Annotated in this window: 10 protein-coding genes; 6 read left to right on the top strand and 4 right to left on the bottom strand. The window is 54.9% G+C overall.

What is annotated here, in order from left to right; all coding sequences use genetic code 11:
• Positions 1 to 29: 29 nt before the first annotated feature.
• On the bottom strand, positions 30 to 605 hold the full coding sequence (locus HDF08_RS21095; RefSeq protein ID WP_179640684.1) for a hypothetical protein: 576 nt from the start codon (positions 603 to 605) through the stop codon (positions 30 to 32).
• Between the two features lie 147 nt (positions 606 to 752).
• Here HDF08_RS21095 and HDF08_RS21090 point away from each other — a divergent pair, with 147 nt between their 5' ends.
• The 3 genes from HDF08_RS21090 to HDF08_RS21080 all read left to right on the top strand — a co-directional run bounded on the left by HDF08_RS21090 (position 753) and on the right by HDF08_RS21080 (position 4,785).
• Complete coding sequence (locus HDF08_RS21090; RefSeq protein ID WP_179640683.1) at positions 753 to 1,097, top strand: hypothetical protein; 345 nt, start codon at positions 753 to 755, stop codon at positions 1,095 to 1,097.
• A gap of 624 nt (positions 1,098 to 1,721) precedes the next feature.
• Complete coding sequence (locus tag HDF08_RS21085; protein WP_179640682.1) at positions 1,722 to 3,386, top strand: sensor histidine kinase; 1,665 nt, start codon at positions 1,722 to 1,724, stop codon at positions 3,384 to 3,386.
• The gene (locus HDF08_RS21080) at positions 3,379 to 4,785 is read left to right on the top strand and encodes a sigma-54-dependent transcriptional regulator (protein WP_179640681.1); all 1,407 of its coding nucleotides are present in this window, start codon (positions 3,379 to 3,381) and stop codon (positions 4,783 to 4,785) included. Before HDF08_RS21085 ends, HDF08_RS21080 begins: the two co-directional genes overlap by 8 nt.
• Before the next feature lie 286 nt (positions 4,786 to 5,071).
• Here the strand turns inward: HDF08_RS21080 and HDF08_RS21075 are convergent, their stop codons facing one another.
• Positions 5,072 to 8,593 (bottom strand): outer membrane beta-barrel protein, encoded by a 3,522-nt coding sequence (locus HDF08_RS21075; protein WP_179640680.1) that lies wholly within the window; start codon positions 8,591 to 8,593, stop codon positions 5,072 to 5,074.
• 130 nt (positions 8,594 to 8,723) lie between these two features.
• On the opposite strand from HDF08_RS21075, the gene HDF08_RS21070 reads away from it, so the two are divergent.
• On the top strand, positions 8,724 to 10,169 hold the full coding sequence (locus HDF08_RS21070; RefSeq protein WP_179640679.1) for a sensor histidine kinase: 1,446 nt from the start codon (positions 8,724 to 8,726) through the stop codon (positions 10,167 to 10,169).
• Positions 10,166 to 10,861: a response regulator transcription factor gene (locus tag HDF08_RS22300; protein WP_179640678.1), complete on the top strand. Its 696-nt coding sequence runs from the start codon at positions 10,166 to 10,168 to the stop codon at positions 10,859 to 10,861. The genes HDF08_RS21070 and HDF08_RS22300 overlap by 4 nt, the downstream gene beginning before the upstream one ends.
• Positions 10,862 to 11,015: 154 nt before the next feature.
• On the opposite strand, the gene HDF08_RS21060 is transcribed toward HDF08_RS22300, so the two are convergent.
• Positions 11,016 to 13,304 carry an MMPL family transporter gene (locus tag HDF08_RS21060; protein ID WP_179640677.1) on the bottom strand — a complete coding sequence of 763 codons (2,289 nt, stop codon included), beginning with the start codon at positions 13,302 to 13,304 and terminating at the stop codon, positions 11,016 to 11,018.
• Positions 13,305 to 13,410: 106 nt separating this feature from the next.
• Between HDF08_RS21060 and HDF08_RS21055 the strand changes: the two genes are divergently transcribed.
• Positions 13,411 to 14,175: a hypothetical protein gene (locus HDF08_RS21055; protein WP_179640676.1), complete on the top strand. Its 765-nt coding sequence runs from the start codon at positions 13,411 to 13,413 to the stop codon at positions 14,173 to 14,175.
• A 3-nt stretch (positions 14,176 to 14,178) separates the two neighbouring features.
• Here HDF08_RS21055 and HDF08_RS21050 read toward each other — a convergent pair whose 3' ends face one another.
• The gene (locus HDF08_RS21050; protein ID WP_179640675.1) at positions 14,179 to 17,475 is read right to left on the bottom strand and encodes a fatty acyl-AMP ligase; all 3,297 of its coding nucleotides are present in this window, start codon (positions 17,473 to 17,475) and stop codon (positions 14,179 to 14,181) included.
• Positions 17,476 to 17,827: the final 352 nt, after the last annotated feature.

Genomic DNA, 17,827 nt, shown 5'->3' with positions numbered 1-17,827 from the left:
GCAGCAAGTAGCGAGGGCTACTCGCGGTGCTATGCGCCTTTGAGCTGCAGGTCCTTGTGCCCTCTCTCAAGCTTGAGTGGCCCACCCTGCTTTACATGAGCGAGGGCCTCCGCAGCACGCGCAAACTCGAGGGCCTGGTGATAGTCACGATCCTTGAACGCCCTCACTGCACTCCTGCGAGAGCTTTGATAGAGTGCATCCAAAATGCTGGATTGCCCCGTATGACCTTCCCAGTGCTCGTCTGCTCTTCGCGTCAGTTCATCGAAGTGTTCTGTGATGGACTGTTCAAGTTCGGCAGAGATACGAGTACTCCCATGACTATCGCCGGCAAGAGCGGCGAAGCTCAGGTGTTCTGACGCCCTTAAAAGATCGGCAGCATCTTTGTGATGTCCACCTTCTATCTCTTTCTGGGCTAGCTTGGTAAGTTCGCCAACAGCGTCCGCCGTTAATGATTTATGGGACTTTCGGAGAATCTCCAAACGGCCCATATGTTCATAGGCGCGGCGCAGATCGTTCGCCTGGTGATGCTTATCGTGGTGGCGACCTGCCGGTTTCTTGGCGGCCTTCTTTACAGCTTTCTTCGCGGCTTTTTTGGGCGGGAGCATAAAACATAGTCCTTTCTTTCCTCTGGTTAAGAGTTCGATGCAAGAAGAGTTGTCACCACCGAACGGATGAGATCAGTGCATCGAAAAATAGACTGCCTCCCCTCGGATGGCAGACTCACACGGCCTGCACATCCGGTCAGGAGCGGCATGGCGCATAAGACAGTTTTCAGTCTTGGGGCGGCGGTGGCGGGGGGGCCATTCCGTCGGGCGGTGGTGGTGGAGCCATTCCGGCCGGTGGCGGAGGAGGAGGCCCACCAAAATCGGGCGGGGGTGGAGGTGTGTCAGCCGACCCGACACAGGGCGGGGGTGAAGCAGCTTTATTCTTGCGTCGTGATGAAGGTGCAAGCGGCGGTGCTTGTGGTGTTGGTGGTGGCGGGGCCGCACCTTCAGCAACTACGCCAGGGGCGAGAGGAATGCCGGAGGGCAGGTTCGCAGAGAACGTCTGATCGTTCAGCCGGACACTCGCCGCTTCGACTAAAGATTGTCCATTGATCTCCGATTTCGTGCCGATCACGGTAATCTTTTCGCCCTTGCGAACTGCCGAGCCAAGTTGTTCGCCGATGGAGGGTGCCAAATCAACGACGCTGCCATTCTGAAGGTACAGACTGCGTACCTCTCCGCCTGGACCTGCGTTAAAGGCGCGGACGCGAGAGGATTGGGTCACTACGGAGAGTTGTGAAGACGCCGCAGGTGCAGCAGGCATACTCGGCGGCCCGTCTGCGGGCGAAATTGACGGACCGGGAGGCGGACTCTGTGCAAACGCCAGAGGGCTAAATGCGAGCCCAAGAGCGGTGATTCGCAGGGAAGATGGAATGTTCATCGGCAGTACCTCTGCCCGCAGTAAGGCAAGCGGTGTGCCATTCATCGAAACGACCGAAGTCTTTCAATCGCAGCACACTTAGTGGTTCGGAGACATCGACAGCATCTTTACCCGACCGCAATCCCCTCAGGTTGTGTGCGGATTGCGTACAGTTGGGTTCCGTATCGGAGAGGCTGTGGCATCTGATCCCTGTAGCAGCCATCAATATCGGGCACGCCACCGATGGCAGCCAAGTTGCATACCATAGCGATAGATGCTCGATAAAAGCTGTACTAGAAGATGACGAGAGGAGCCGAATGCCGAAGATCTTTTGGAGAAGCCTTCGTTCACGCATCTTATTGCTCGTCGTTCTGACATTTCTTTTCCTCGCCGCCGCGGCAATCAGTCTGTTTACCTTCCTTCGCAACCGCCACGCGGAGACGCTCGCACTCACGGAGCATCATCTAGTCAGCGTAGCCTCCAATCTCGCACGGAACTATGCCGACGATCGGACTGCGGATAACTCCCTGCGAACGATTGAGCCGGGGCCACCACCGCCTCCGTTTCCTCCCGCCGCTCCTCCGCCGCCACGCTCTGAACGCGGCGAGCCACGTCACCCCAAGCCCGATCTGCTCAAAGAGATCACGGCAGAAACATTGCAGCACGAGGAAGGCATCGAGGGTGGCTTCTACGCTGCCAGAGCCGACGCTCTGATTGGATACGCCTTTCCCACCCATGAGGGGCCGGGGCCGGAGAAGGGTATGCCAGACCGCGAGCGGCCTACGATTGAGAATCTTGCGCGTGAAGCCGTTGCGGCAAACACCATCAAGACACTTCGCTTTGAAGGGCCGCATGACGCCATCCTCTTTGTAGCGGTTCCAATCCATGAGCAATCCGGTGGAGACCGGACGACTGGGACTACGGATGAAATCACGGGTGCCGTGTGGCTTATGGAGCGTATTCCCGGAATCGAAGGCGGACAGAGTCGCCAGCTCCTGTTTGGAAGCATTGGATTCGGCATCGCCGCACTGATGACAGCGTTGCTTGCAGTTTTCGTTACAACGGAAATTCGGAGCGGAGTGAACACCGTTCTTGAGCGTTTGGGCTCGATGGAGGGCGGCCTCACGGCGTCTGGTCCTCAAAGTACAGAGCGTCCGCCTTTGGAGGAGTTCAGTCGCGTACTCCACGGCATTGACTCCCTGGCACTCGCGTTGCACGAAAAGATCGAAAATGAGCGGACACTGGAGTCTCAGGTACGTCACAACGAACGGCTCTCCGCGCTGGGCCAGTTTGCGGCCGGTATTGCACATGAGCTGCGCAATCCGCTGGGCACTATCAGGATGCGGACGCAGATGTGGCAACGCTCCGCCGATCCCGAAGCAGCCATGCGGAGCAGCACGGTCATTCTCGAAGAGATTGACCGCCTGGACACGATCATCAGCCGTCTCCTCTACTTTGCCAGACCGATTCAGCTTCAACTTCAAGCTGTCTCGCTGGATGATCTGTGCACGGCCACAGCCTCGACATGGGCAGAGAAAGCAGCGGCAAAAGGTGTCCAAATCGTTTGCAAGGCTACATCTAAGAACATCGTCATAGCAGATCGAGGGCGATTGATCCAGGTGCTCGATAACCTGATGGAAAATGCCGTGTATTCAGCGGCATATCGCAGCTCGGAAGGAGCGGTCGTCACGATCAGCACTGCGGTGGAGAATGGCTTTGCGCGTATCGACGTCATGGACGATGGACGAGGCTTCACTCCAGCGGCTCTAAACCATGCAATGGACCCGTTCTACACGACCAAAGACAACGGAACGGGTCTCGGCCTCTCTATATCCTTCGAGATCGTTCAGTCTCACGGAGGCGAGTTGCTTCTCGCCAATGATGAGGGTGGAGGAGCCATTGCTTCACTCCGATTACCGTTGAATCGTGATGAGCGCGATACCCTAAGACAGGTGAATGAAGAGGCAACGCAAGATGGCTGAAGTACTCATCGTGGACGACGACCGCAACTTTCGCGAGACGCTCCGGGAACTGCTGACGGATGCAGGTTACAAGACCCTCGTCGCGACGAATGCTGAGGACGCGATCACCTCACTTCAGACCGCAACACCCGACCTTACGTTGTGCGATTGGAAGATGCCTGGCGGAGGAGGAGAGCAGTTTCTCAAGAGCCTCCAATCGGAAGGGCTACTGACTACCATGCCTGTCATCATTCTCACCGCCCACGGCACCGGCCCGAATGCGATGCAAGCGATGCAACTTGGAGCCTACGACTTCATTACCAAGCCGCTCGACATCGACCTGGCCCTCGCGACGGTTGCGCGCGCCATCCGGCACATGGAACTGCAGCGCGAGGTAGAGTTGCTGCGACAACAGCGGTTCAGAGATCGCTCTATTGAAGACATCAGTGGGCCAGAAGAAGACTCGAAGCCTCAGCTCATCGGTAACTCGCCGGCATGGATCGAAATCTTCAAGAACATTGGTAGGGTTGCTTCTACCGATGTCGGCATTCTGCTGTTGGGAGAATCGGGAACGGGTAAGGAGGTTATTGCCCGCACGATCCACAAAAACAGCGCACGATGCCGTCGTCCCTTCATCATCCTCAACTGTGCAGCTTTGCCGCCCGAGTTGTTAGAGTCAGAACTCTTCGGACATGAACGCGGGGCATTCACCGGAGCAATCGCCCAAAAACGCGGGAAATTCGAAGCCGCCGACGGAGGCACTATCTTTCTGGATGAAATCGGCGAGTTGCCGCTTTCTCTTCAACCGAAGCTGCTGCGTGTCCTTCAGGAACACACCTTCGAGAGAGTCGGAGGAACAGCCTCCGTCCATACGGATGTTCGGGTAATCGCTGCAACAAACCGTCCATTGGAAGACGATGTGGAACAAAAGACCTTCCGTGCCGACCTGTTCTATCGGCTCAATGCGTTTACCGTCTGCCTGCCACCACTGCGGGAGCGCCAGTCCGACATCCTGCCCTTAGCGGAGTATTTCCTCACGCGATATGCCAAACGAAATCAGGCCATCGAAACCGGGCTCGCCGCAGACGCCGTATCAGCCTTACAAGGCTATTCGTTCCCGGGCAACGTGCGGGAACTAGAGCACCTGATCGAACGCGCCGCCGTCAAAGCAGGCGGACGAGCCATAACAGGCGAACAGATACAGGAGGAATTGACCAAAGCAAAAACTCCAGCACCAGGCATATTCGATGTCCAGGCAGCAACGGGACTTTTATTTCATGAGGCGGTCGGGAGTTGGGAGCGACATCTCATCGAGCAGGCGCTGAAGGCAGCCCACGGCAACAAGTCGGACGCCGCTCGTCGACTCGGAATTCATCGACGGCTGCTCTACGAAAAACTCACCCAATTTGGAATGCTTTAGGCGGCGTTACCAATCCGGGTTCAATGAGTGAATCGCCACTTTGTCGTAGACCAAGGAAAGGACCGCCGTAAAGGTACCGTGAGCCGTAGATCAGATTTGTGACTACATTGGAATTGCGTATAAGCGAGAACGTCTTTTGCATGCGCGAGTGAAATCGATCGATTTGTTGGGCGGGAATGCTACCGGAAATGTGAACCAGGCGCCCTAGGCACTTCCGCATACTGAGATAGGAATAAGAGGGAGGCGAGAAAGAGATCTTCTCGCCTCCCGAAGGTTGGCAATCGAACTAGAAGTCGATCCTGAGCGCCGCCTGTCCCGTCCGATTTCCCGCGTTCTCCGCCGTTTGCGGGCCAGTCAGCTGACCGAATAGCGAGTTATCGATTGCCGTCACGGGTGGCGCAAAGTTGGTATGGTTCAGAACGTTTGTAAAAGTCGTCTCGAACCGTGCATTCACCTTCTCGGTGATAGCGAACCGCTTTGCCACGCCAAGGCTCACTGCGGCCGTCCCCGGGCCCTGAATGATCCCAACTCCTGCGTTCCCGAAGCGACCTGCTCCTGCGGGTGTCGCCAGGAAGGACAGCTTGTTGTAGGTCACTGCTCCGGCAGTACCCCTCGGCACCAGATCCGGACGCAGCACAGCGCTGCGATTGACGACGTTCGTGTTCGACTGATCGGCAGAACCGCTGATGCTGGGGGTAAGCCAGGGGCCCGTCTCAAGCAGTGTGATAGTTGTAAGATCCCAACCACCGAGAAATATATCCTTGGCTGTGCTGGTACTCATGTACTGTCGGCCCTTACCAAAAGGCAGTTGATACATCCCCGTGAGTAGCATGCGGTTGCGACGAGTACCGGAAACATTGCCGAGGTTTTCTTTGATATGAAACCGATCAGCGATGGGAAGTCCGTAGTTGACCTCGCCGGCGAACGCGCTCGGAGCATCACCCTGATTGTCGGCCGCACTCTTAGCGTAGGTGTAGTTTGCATCCACGTAGAGCCCATGCTCCAAACGATGCGTCGCCTGCAACTCGAACGCGTGATAGTTTGCCTCACCTGCATTGAACGTGCTGAGCAGCGTCGTCCAGTTCTGATATGGTGCGCGGGAATCCACGAAAGCTCCAGCCGTTGCTCCCATGTTGTACGGAATCGTGCTGGCGGGAATCTGGTTCAGGTCCTCGGTAATGCTCAGCCGGTAGGTGTGCATGCCGACATAGCTCGCACGAAGCGACGTTGCGTTCGTGAGTTGGCGCTCTACGGTCACGTTCCATTGGTTTGACTGGGGGTCGCGGAAGTTGGGATCAACTCCCTGGTCCAGTCCGCCACCGCCAAATATTGAACCGCCGGAGGTGGCAGGAGCCGTGTTCGGAAAGACAATTTGTGGCGTATTCGGTCCGGCGGTGTTGGAGTTGGAATAGGTGTGCAGATTCGAAGTTGGATTGCCGCTGTTATTGAACGATAACGGTCCGAGGTTGGTCATCGTATAGATGCCAAATCCGGCACGCACCACCGTCTTCGTGTCGTTGAACGGACGATAGGCAATCGCGAGGCGCGGCTGGAAGTCACCTTTATAGGTCTGACGCAGACTTTGCGGCAATCCATCCTGGCTGGCCGTGATGTATCCGGTGCACGGTAACCCGTGAACGGTCGACCCAGCCGCCGTGCCGGACGGGCACGCATTGAAGGACTGCAGGAAAGCGGTGTTGGAAGAAGTGATGTTCTGACGCGTGAGGTATCCCGCCAAAGCATCAGGAACGACAATCGAGTTATTCCGTTGATCGAAGTTTGCCAGATTGCCGCCGTCCTCCTGGAAACCGGGGAGAATCTGCCAGCGGAGGCCGTAGCTAAGCGTTAGACGACTATTAACTTGGAATTCGTCCTGAGCGAAGAAACTATATTGCGTGGCGGTTCCTCCAACATCTGGGCTCGAGACAGCGAAGTAAAGTGTAGTTGGCGCGCCTTCGAGGAAGTCGCCAAAGGCATTGCCAATAAACTGATCGCTTGGGGCGTTTCCGTAAGATGGTTGAAATATGAATGCTCCGAAGTCGTCCGAGGCGAACTGTGGCGCAAAGCTCTCCAAATCGAAGTACCGAACGCGACGGATATCGATCCCACCCTTCACCGTGTGCTTGCCGAAGCTGTAAGTCAGGTTATCGCTGAACTGCGTCGTCTTCGACTGGGTTACGCCTGCTTTGTCTCTTCCAACGACTGGAAACGGAGTTCCCGCACTGAAATTGAAGGTGGGGAATGCATAGGTTAGCGGGTGCTGACTGATATCCACACCAGTCAGATCCAACTGACTCAGCGCAGTGGAGCCTTGAATCGGGAAGTTGACGTTGGTCGTAACGTTTGTGAAGCCGTAGCGGAACTCATTCAGCAGCCTTGAGGTAATCGTGTAAGTGTGCGAAATCAGCAGGCTCCGATTGTGAATGGAATCCGAATCATTCGGCAGAAAAGGGTTCGCAAAGTCTGTGGTAATGTTCTTGCGGCTGAAGCGCGCGTAAGCCGATTGCTTGGATGATATCGTCTGATCTACCCGGATATCCGCACCGTCGGTGCGTGCCGGAGTCGCTTGAAAGTTCTGATAGTTGATGGCCTGTGCCTGGTCAATAGCTCCAGCCACATTCGGCAATGGATAATAGGCGAGCAGCGCCTTTGCTGTCTGGTTGATCTGGGCAGATGGAATCGTAGGACCACCTATATCTGAAAGGTTTCCGCTCCTGTCCGCGGCCGTCGGAACGACATATTGCTGGAACACCGCAGTGCTGCGCCGGTTGCCCTCATAGTCCGCAAAGAAAAACGTCTTACTGTGTCCGTCATATAGATGCGGAATCACAATCGGCCCGCTCAACGAGAACCCAAACGTATTGAACTTCTTGGGGGCTTTGCCGCTGGAGCCATACGGATCGGCGTCCAGCGCCTGGTTTTGTAGATACTCGAAGACACTCCCGTGATACTGGCTTGTCCCATTCTTGGTCGTAAATGTCACATCGCCCACCTGCGAAAACTCCGCACTATTGTTGAATGCGGTCACTTTCACTGCAGCGATGCCTTCCTGTGAAGGATAGGCGTCCTGGAGCGCTCCATTCTGCCGCACGTTGGCAGTCGAAATGCCGTCGACGGAAAAATTTACCATCGAAGAACTCGCTCCTCCAAGAGCGATATTGCCGGAACTGTCTGTCTGAACGTTTGGAGACAGGCCAAGCGCGCCTAGCGGGCTCGTGGTGGTAGCGCGGTTATTCAGGGGCAACTGCGTCATTTCGATATTCGTTTTTGAATCGCTTATCGTTCCATTTTCCGTATTGATCTGGTCGGCTGCTCCCGATACCTCCACGGTTGTCATCTGTGCCGCAACATTGAGCGTAGCTTCAAGTCTCAAATCCTGTCGTGCTTCGACTGAGATCCCCGATACAACGGTATCGGCAAAGCCATCGCGATGAGCGCGCAACGAGTACTTGCCCGCCTTTACATTTTCAAGGATGAAGGTACCTGAAGTATCGGTATCGACTGTGCGCTCTGTGTTTTCATCTGTACTGTGCAGCACAATCTGTGCGCCTGGAATCGCCGAGCCGCTAGCGTCCTGCACCTGGCCTCTAACGCTCCCAAACGTAGATTGGGCATGGGCAAACGATCCCGCGGCAAACAACAGACAGCAAATAATCACGGAGACGACGCCCCATAAAATACGCCTCAGAACAAACCGTTCCCCACGCCCGTGAGTTTGTCGAATCCCGTTTTGCTTCTGTTGAAGCGACACGGTCGTATCCTCTAAAAGGGACGTACGTGCTGAAGGTAGGCCTCTAAGTAAGTTCATGTCGAATCACCTCATATGCCGGAAAAGGCCGACACCTTCAGTGAATCGTGACCGACGTTAGTAAGGCATAAGCTTCTTCTTAACGGTTTGTTTATGCCTGAATCGCTATAGTTCCGGCAGGGGCAACCGAATGATTGCCAAATCAATCCAGGGGGTCCTGTGCAGGATTGCCGGCGGCTGTGCCGCTGGAATGCTGTTGACGCTTCTCTCCTACCGCCTTCACTTTAATCTCTCCGCCGCAACCTCCATCCACCTCTTTTTGGTGGTCGTCATCGCGCTTCGCTGGGGATTATTCGAAGCGAGCGTAGTTTCAATTCTGTCTGTTGCCTGCCTCGACTACTTTTTCACCCAGCCTTTGTTCCAGTTCTACATCACGGATTCGCACGACTGGATCGCTCTGCTGGTCTTTGAAGCAACGGCCTTGGTCGTCAGCAGCCTCTCAGACCGAGTGAGTCACCACGCTCGCGAGCTAGAGCGACGGCAGGCTCAACAACAGAAGCTTTACGAACTCAGCCAGCATATTTTGCTCCTCAATCGGGAAGCGGCGGTCGATCAGCAGCTCGTCGATCTCATGCGGTCCAGCCTGCGCGTGAAAGGAGTAGCCCTTTGGAATGCCTATGAGATGCATCAATGGAAGAGTGGAGATTGTGATTTCTCCGATGACGAGGTACGCTCCGCTTATTTTCTCGAAACAAATGACGATGACTTGATCACAGGTGTTTCTCGGCGTGTCCTTCGACTAGGAACCCGGCCTATAGGATCCCTCTTCCTCTGCGGGCATTCGCTAGACTCAGCCTCTATCAATGCGGCCTCCTCGCTTGCCGCAGTTGCAATCGAAAGGGCACGCTCCTTCTCGACCGAAGCAAATGCAGAAGCTGCAAAACAAAGTGAGCAATTGCGCTCAGCCATATTGGACGGATTAGCCCACGCTTTCAAGAGTCCACTTACGACGATCAGAGCCTCAAGCTCGGGTTTGCTCGCGATGAATACGTTATCGGGTGCCGAAGAACGATTGGTTAGCCTAATCGATCGCCACGCTGGGCACCTTAGCGATCTTGCGAATCATCTCCTCCTGACCGCGAAACTGGATAGCGGTGATCTGAAGGTCAAGCGCGAACAGGTCGACGTGGCTCAACTGATTCGAAACACCATAGCCGAATCGTCGCAAGAGCTTGATGGGCATTCCATCGACTTTCAGTCGAGTGCGTTCTGCAACGCAGTATACGCAGACAGGAAGCTGCTTCAGATGGCTCTCTTTCAGGTCCTCGACAACGCGGCAAAGTATAGCCGTCCTAAGTCGCAAGTGATCATTGCCCTGCGAGAAGAAGAAGCGGAACTGATCATCAGCATCAGGAATGAAGGCTCGTTCATTCCTGACTACGAAAGAGAAAAGGTATTCCAACGCTTTTATCGCTGTTCCGAATCAGTAAAGTCAATTTCCGGTACCGGGATCGGACTCTCTGTAGTTAGGCGCATCGCCGAAGCACATCGCGGCCGAACATGGGTTGAAAGTGATTACATCAATGGAACTACGTTTGCAATCGCGCTACCTCGCATGGCAAAGGAGAAGGTGTGAACCAGAAGAGTAAGGTGCTAGTCGTTGAAGACGATGCAGGAATCCGCCAGAGCCTGTTTGAAACATTGGGGGCGCTAGGATTTGCGATCGGGGAGGCTCACAACGGCGAGGATGCCCTCGTTCAACTGCGCATGGTGAACTATGACGCAGTCATCCTCGATATCAATATGCCAGGCATGGGCGGTAAGGAAACGTGCCGAAGAATCTGTCAAACTTTTCCCGGGCTACCGATCATTATGCTCACCGTTCGTGACGATGAAGAGGATGTCGTCGAATCGCTAAACGCGGGCGCTTTCGACTATGTCACAAAGCCATTTCAGATCCGGGAGCTGACCGCGAGACTGCGAGGAGTCATTCGGCGCCGCCATGCCCCGATTGGAGAACCAGATCTGGTCAGCATAGTGGGTGATATTACGCTCGACGCCAATCGCCGCCTCGTAGAGAAGAAGGGCGAACCGATACATCTCGCTCCAAAAGAATACGAGACCCTCCGTTGTTTGATGGAGCATGCTGGTAGACCCGTCAGGCACGAAAATCTGCTGCGATCCATTTGGGGACCGGTTTACTGCAACGAGCGTGAATATTTACGCGTTGTCATCAATCAACTACGAAAGAAAATTGAAGACGACCCTGCTCACCCCGTTTATATCTTGACCGAGAGCCACATCGGCTATCGCTTCCGTGAAGAATAGTTCAACCGGATGCCTATGCGTATGCCCAGACCCGAGATTGAAGAGATTGGCAGCAAGCATTCAGTTCTGTCTGCATCAAGACCAATAGAGACATCGAACGAGGTCCTCAGATCGAACCTGAAAAGATATAGATAGGCGGCGAGACGCGTTCGGATCATTCGCAGCTCTCTACGGGCGCCTTGCGTGGCGCGGCAAGTCCGCCAGGCCACCAGTTCCAATCGCCGGCAATGCGAAGGAGTGCGGGACCGATCACAATACGCACCAGTGTCGCGTCAATCAGCACGGCGATTGCAAGCGTAAATCCAATCATCTTGACCACCAGGAAGTTGCCGAAGGTGAATGCCGCGAACACCACGATCATGATCGCTGCGGCGCTCGTAATCAGACCCGCAGTCCTGGCCATCCCCTCCGGAATTGCATCCACTTCACTTAGCCCGCTCCTCCTGGCCTCAAGAACTCGCGCGACCAGGAACACTTCGTAGTCCATGCTTAGGCCGAAGACGATGGCAAAGGCAACGATAGGAACAAGGGGGAATACGCTGCCCGTTCCCCCAGGTACTCCCAGCAGGCTACTCCCGTGCCCATCTTGAAAGATTAAGACCAAGGCTCCAAAGGATGCCGCAACCGAGAGCAGGTTCAATACGATTGCCTTCACCGCGGCGAAGAGCGATCGGAACCCGACCAGAAGCGCCAGAAGCGTGGCCACCACCACCATCGCCACTACCGGCACAAAATGCTTCGTAACAATCGTCTGATAGTCGGCGTTGAGTGCCGGAATACCACCAATCTGCAGCGTTGCTCCGGGCACACCGGTAAGAGTTGCCGCGCCGGTCTTGCGGAGTTCACGAACCCAGTCGACTTGATCCCGCAATGAGACCGAAGTCGCGGGTAGTACCTCAAGCAGCGCCTCGTGTCCGTCACTACTCAGAAACGTGCGCCGCGTCTCCCGCGAGATGTCTGTGAGCGAGGCACGGTTACCCTCCGCAATTGTTATGATTGATATGACTCTTGCACAACGAGGATCGCTCGCGATGCGCTTGCTGAGGCGATCGAGCGCGTTCCATCCCGCGTCGGTTTGCGCAATCGAATCCGCTGGCAGTTGGACAATGACGCGAAGTGAATACACCACGCCAGCCCGATCCATCTGTTCAAGGGTATGCAGCGCATGCACTGATTCCGCGGACTCCGGAAGCCAATCCCCTTTGGGGACACTTGTATCAAGATGCGTTGCTTGCCATGCAAGCAGAAGCAGAGGGGTGCCTGCAAGAAACAGGGCAAGCAACGGGTGGGCAACAATCACCTTTCCCCATCTCCTCCAGCGGTTTCCCGTATGTGCGGCCCGCTGCGCATCCAGTTTCGGAGTAAACGGCATTCGGCCAGCATCAATCCGCGGGCCGAGCAACCCCAGCACGGCCGGAACCAGAGTATTGGTAAGCAACACGCTGATCCCTGCTACCAAAAATCCCGCGACGCCGATGGAGCGGATCTCGCTGATGGGAACCGTCAACAGTGCTAAAAAGCCGATTGCTACTGTCGATGCTGAAATCAAAAGCGTATGACCGGCCTGACGTGCCGCCATGACGGAGGCTACAGATCCCTCGTGGCCAGCGGAGATCGCTTCCCGGAAGCGGCTGACCATCAGGAGCGCATAATCGATTCCTAAGCCTAATCCAAGCATGGTAGCCAGATTTTGAACCAGAATCGACAAGTGGAAGCGGTGGGCCAGCAACCCTGTAATTGCCAGGGTGGCTGCGATGGCAAGCTGACCAACGGCCAACGGAATTACAGCAGCGACCAGACTGCCGAAAGCCACCAGCAAAAGTACAAGGGTCGCAGGAATCACCAGGCTTTCGCCGTGCCGTACATCGTCCGCGCTCGCTTTCCGGATGTCAAAGTTAAGTGGAATCTCGCCCGTCAGTTCGATCTTGACTGCAGGATAGCGGCCTCGCAATTGATTGGCGAGAGTGTTTATCCGCTCGTGAAGCTTAGGGACCAGCAACTCCACCGGCCCCCCGGTCGACGACAGGCCCACCAGGACAAACGTTCCACCGCCCTTGCCCACAAAGACAGGATCGCGAAGGTCGAGATGAGAGACGACGCCAGACACGCCAGGTTCTTCTCTCAGACCCGCCACAATAGTTGCTAACGCCTGCTCACCCTCCACCGAATCGGCGGGAGGCAGTCCCTGAACGACCAGGACCACGCGATCCACAAATGGCGAATGAAAGCGACTGACAAGCTCCTGACGGACAGTCTCCGCTTCGCTACCTTCAACGCGGGTTGCCGTCTCCAGATGACGCTCAGAATGAAAAGAGAATGGAAGAAGGGCAACGACAGCGATAAGGATCACTCCGGCTACCCAGAAACGGCGCACATGCATGAGACCCATGATGTCATACAAATAATTGCGAGCAGGGGCAAATATGCCATTCTTTGCCTGCATCAAACAGATCGGAGGTCGAACAGGTACCCGATGGGTAGCCTGCCCGGCTCTCTGAATCTGCTAAATTGGTTCCGTCTGATGAGGAGGATCAATTCTTAAATTCGCGTTGCTCGCACTACTTGCCGCCTTTCAACCTGGAACCGCCGATCCACGTCTTGGCTCCTGGACGCTCTTTTCTGCGCAGTCGAGCCTGAATCCTCCCAACAAACTCTCCGTCACGGCTCTACATAACGCAGTGCACGTAGTGATGACCGGCGAAACCCACCTCGATTTCACTGCCAAGTCAGACGGACATGAGACGCCAGTTCCAGGCAATCTGGCGTTCAATCAAGTCGAATTGCGCAGGATCGACAAAAAGCAGGCCGAGGTTAAGGAAAAAAAAGATGGAGCTGTCGTGGCAACGGTTCGCGAAAAGCTCTCGAAAGATGGGAATGAGCTAACGATCACGACTACGAGCGCTGGCCACGCCGACCAGATCACCTTGTGGACGCGAAGCGGAGGCAAAAAAACTGCCGGGGACCTTCTCGCCGGCGAGTGGACCCAGGATCTCAGTAAGACCCGTTTGAGACAAGGCTTGGCGCTCAAGATTGAAACAGACGGAAACGGTGGGGTTCGTTTTTCAGGTGAGTTCAGCTACACCGCCCGTTTCGACGGAAAGCAGTATGTTCTTGCGAACTCCCGCAACGACTCCATCATGCTTCAGCTTATCGATCCACACACAGTAGATTCAATTTACCGGCGAGACGATCAAGTGACTCAAAAGGACCGGTGGGTGGTCTCCGCGGATGGTCAGCAGATGACGCTAACCACCACAGGGACATTGGAGACAGGCCAGCACCTAACCGAGAAGCTGGTGTTCAAAAAGCAATAGCGACTATGCATCCGTGAAGGCAAGAGGCTCGGCGAGCGATGGAACAGTACTAGACTCACGAGCCGCAACCGAAATAATCCCCTTGCGGTGCATGAATTTCAAAATGCCGTCGACCGTATCCTCAAGCGAAGGATCGGCGATGCCCCATGTAGAGGCATCGCGAGCCTCTTGATAAGTAGAACTGTCATACCGTTTGAACTCCATCGCCGAGATGTTGTCCACCGAGCCCACCAGAAAATCCAGCAGAGGAAAGAGTAGGTCTTCCTTACGGCATCTTCGGATCAGTTCGGGAACAAACTCCGAAATGCTGAATATTTCGAATTGCCGCCCGGTCGATTTGGTAATGAGCCCCGTAATATCCAGCATGTTCGCATAATCGTCCCGCACCACGTGATAGGTCTTATTCGCCGTGCCGGGAGTAGTGGAGATGGCAACGATATTGTTCGCCACGATGTCCGCAGGAACAAAACTAACTTGGTTTAGAGCATCGACTCCTATACCGTGATTCACCATGAACGCTACCAGACGAACGGCAATATCAAAGTTGTTGCCTCCGCCCGTAACCGAGGGACTCACCAGAGCGGGGCGGAAGATCCGAGTGGAGAGCCCTCGGTTACGGGCATCTGCAACCACTTGTTCAGCAACCCATTTGGACTGGCTGTATCCGAAGTCGAGAAGCTCCATATTCTTGTTGAAATCGGTCTCGTACAAAACCGATTTGACAGCCCATCCGAACACGAAGGTAGTCGAGACGTAATTGAATTCCTTGGACCGTCCCTCAAATGCCAGCCTCAAGACCTCGTTGGTCCCCATCACGTTCGCGTCACGCATGCGGTCGTAGTTGAATAAGTAGTTTACGGTCGCGCCATTGTGAAACACGGTGTCCATTTCACTTGCGAGAAAATCCCAGACGTCCTGCGTCAGGCCCAACATTGGCTGCCCAAGATCGCCGCAGATGGGAATAACGCGAGCCTCAAACATCTGCATCAGCCTTGCCGGGCAAGGCCCCATCGACTCCATCGCCGCTCGCAGCCTCTGCCTGCCCTGATCGTCGTCGGAAGCCCTGACGAGAACGTAGATCTTCGCCCGCGTCTGTTCCAGCAGGCTCTTCATCAGGAACGGTCCGATGAAACCGGTGCCACCCGTCAGCAGGACATGATTCGGGACTGGAAGCTCAGGCAAAGGTGCAGGTACCGGAGGTGCGAAGATGAGATTTCTATCGTTGCTCATCATCTCTTTTTCCGCTCTGCGCTGCTCATCTCGGAAAGCCCCAATGGAATGACGCAGCTGAACCAATGCTTCTTCAGGTGCATGCTCCAACTGTTGCGCCAGTTGAAACAAATCGGCTACGCTGACCTGCTGAATGACACCGATATCGACCTGACGCGCCAGCATGTCCGCGCCTTTTTCCTTCAAAAGCTCCTTCAGCTCATGCATGAAGACGACAAGATCCAGCGAATCCAGTCCCGCTTCCACCAGGTTGTACGTTTCCATGCCCGTCAGGTTGTACCGGGCCTTCAACTCGTCGAAAGACGACTTCACATCAGAATCAGACTCAGAGCACCCGGCGTCTTTCTCCCGCGAAAACTCGGAGAGAACAGTAAACTCGCCTTCCAGCCACATGTGCTTGGTCTTATGACGCATGATCTTGCCCGAACTAGTTCGCGGGATCGCTCGAGGAGCGATGAAGGTGATCAATGCCACTTCTACGTTCAGATAACTCCGAATTGCGGCGGCTATCTTTCGCGCATCCGGAAGAATCTTAGGGTTCTTCACTTCTGCCACGATTGCCAGCGCCGGTTCACTGTCTTCATGAATCTGGAACGCAGCCACGCAATTATTCCGGATTATCCCGGACGCTCTCTCTACGACGTTCTCGATATCCTGCGGATAATAGTTCTGCCCGCGCAGGATAATCATGTCCTTGATGCGACCGCACACGTAGAGTTCGCCGTCATGGAAAAACCCCATATCGCCAGTCCGAAGATAGCCATCGTCATAGGGACTATCGTCCACCAGCCGTGCACGGAACTGCTTCAGCGTAAGCTCCGGATTATTCCAGTAACCCAGACACTTGCCGCTTCCCGCAATCCAGATCTCACCGATGTGGCCTAAATCTAAAGCGACGTGTTGTTCCGGGTCCACGATCTTAACGTCTATACCCGCGAGCGGAGTTCCGCAGCTGACAATCTGAGTAGCCCCGTCGATTTCGGAGACCTCCGTCGTCATACGCGCCTTCCCCAACGCGAGGGCACGCTTATTAACGGACACAATATTGCGGCCGCCGAGTGAAACGGCAAGAGTATTTTCAGCCAGCCCGAAAGCGGCATAAAAGCTCTCCGACTTTAGTCCGCAACTCTGAAACTTCTCCAGAAACCGTGTGAACGTATCCGGTTTTACCGGTTCCGCAGCGCACATCAACACCCGCAGGGAGCTGAGATCGCAGCCTTCCAGGCTCTCCTTGGACAACCTCCCAGCGCGCAGGCAATAGTCGTAGGCGAAGTTGGGGGCTGCCGTCGCGGTAGCACGATAGGTTGTTATCGTGTCAAACCACAGAATCGGCCGCTGGATGAAGTCCATGGAAGAGAAGCCGTACGTTGTACCGCCTCTCAGGGCGGGATAAAGGTAGCACCCAATCAACCCCATATCGTGATACTGCGGGAGCCAGGATACGACGACCGGGTCAGGATGGTCGATCACAAGAGGACAGGTCTGCAGGATGTTTTCGTGCGTCACCATTACACCCTTGGGATCCATCGTCGATCCCGACGTGTACTGGAGAAACAATATCTTTGAAGTGCCGAAAAAAAGTTCGTCCGAAATCGGATCCACGAACTTTTCCGTGACAATCCAAGGAAGACCGGAGATGTAGTCGACGTCTACGCCCGACGCCGAGACTCCACTTCGAGTGAGATTTGTCTTCAAAGACGCATGGTAGTCTGCGCTGGTCAAAATCCCGGACGCCTGACAATCTTTCGCGATGTGGACCATCTTGTACAGAGCGCTCTGGAAGCCACGAGAACTCGGAGGGTAGACGGGCACAGGGATCAATCCCGCACGCACACAACCAAAAAACGCGCAGATCATCTCAAGCCCCGGCGGATAAGCGAGCAGAACCCGGTCCTCCGCCGCGAAACAACCATCCTTTAGCAAGTGACCGGCTATGGCCTTCGTCCGTTTAAGAAACGACGCGTAGGAATAGCATTCGAGTGTATTGCCGTTCAGGTCAAGATACGAATAAAGGAGTTTGTGCGGGTGTTGCTCTCCCAGCCTATCCAGTTGGTCTAAAATCGACGCCATAATAAATCAGCAATACCCCCGAGGTTGAATAGCAAAACTCAGTACGAAAAACACGAAACATGTTACGGCGTGCCAGTATCCTGGTCAGGTGATGCAACTGAGTCTCGGAATATGAAATTACAGTGTAGGCCGAGTGTGACAATGGAAGGCCTAAAAGATTCTGTGCCGATTCATCGGTCGATCGGTTTATGTTAGCAGAGCAATGACCCAATCCAATGGATCTCCACTTTCAGCACGAGCCGTCATAAGCTCCCCTCGCCTAATCCGAATTTCCTTGATTCTCAATAAATCCTCGCGTTACCATGAGATGTTGACGCAGAAGATGGTGTACCAGATGCCACAGATACGCTGC

The organism is Tunturiibacter empetritectus, from assembly GCF_013410875.1.
Lineage (GTDB): Bacteria > Acidobacteriota > Terriglobia > Terriglobales > Acidobacteriaceae > Edaphobacter > Edaphobacter empetritectus.
The sequence above is the reverse complement of the archived record's forward strand: the minus strand, read 5'-3'. Positions and strand labels throughout refer to the sequence as shown.

Coding starts and splice junctions, on each gene's coding strand:
- HDF08_RS21070 (WP_179640679.1), top strand. CDS start 8,724: ATGATTGCCAAATCAATCCAGGGGGTCCTGTGCAGGATTGCCGGCGGC.
- HDF08_RS21080 (WP_179640681.1), top strand. CDS start 3,379: ATGGCTGAAGTACTCATCGTGGACGACGACCGCAACTTTCGCGAGACG.
- HDF08_RS21075 (WP_179640680.1), bottom strand. CDS start 8,593: ATGAACTTACTTAGAGGCCTACCTTCAGCACGTACGTCCCTTTTAGAG.
- HDF08_RS21050 (WP_179640675.1), bottom strand. CDS start 17,475: ATGGCGTCGATTTTAGACCAACTGGATAGGCTGGGAGAGCAACACCCG.
- HDF08_RS21095 (WP_179640684.1), bottom strand. CDS start 605: ATGCTCCCGCCCAAAAAAGCCGCGAAGAAAGCTGTAAAGAAGGCCGCC.
- HDF08_RS21060 (WP_179640677.1), bottom strand. CDS start 13,304: ATGCAGGCAAAGAATGGCATATTTGCCCCTGCTCGCAATTATTTGTAT.
- HDF08_RS21090 (WP_179640683.1), top strand. CDS start 753: ATGGCGCATAAGACAGTTTTCAGTCTTGGGGCGGCGGTGGCGGGGGGG.
- HDF08_RS21085 (WP_179640682.1), top strand. CDS start 1,722: ATGCCGAAGATCTTTTGGAGAAGCCTTCGTTCACGCATCTTATTGCTC.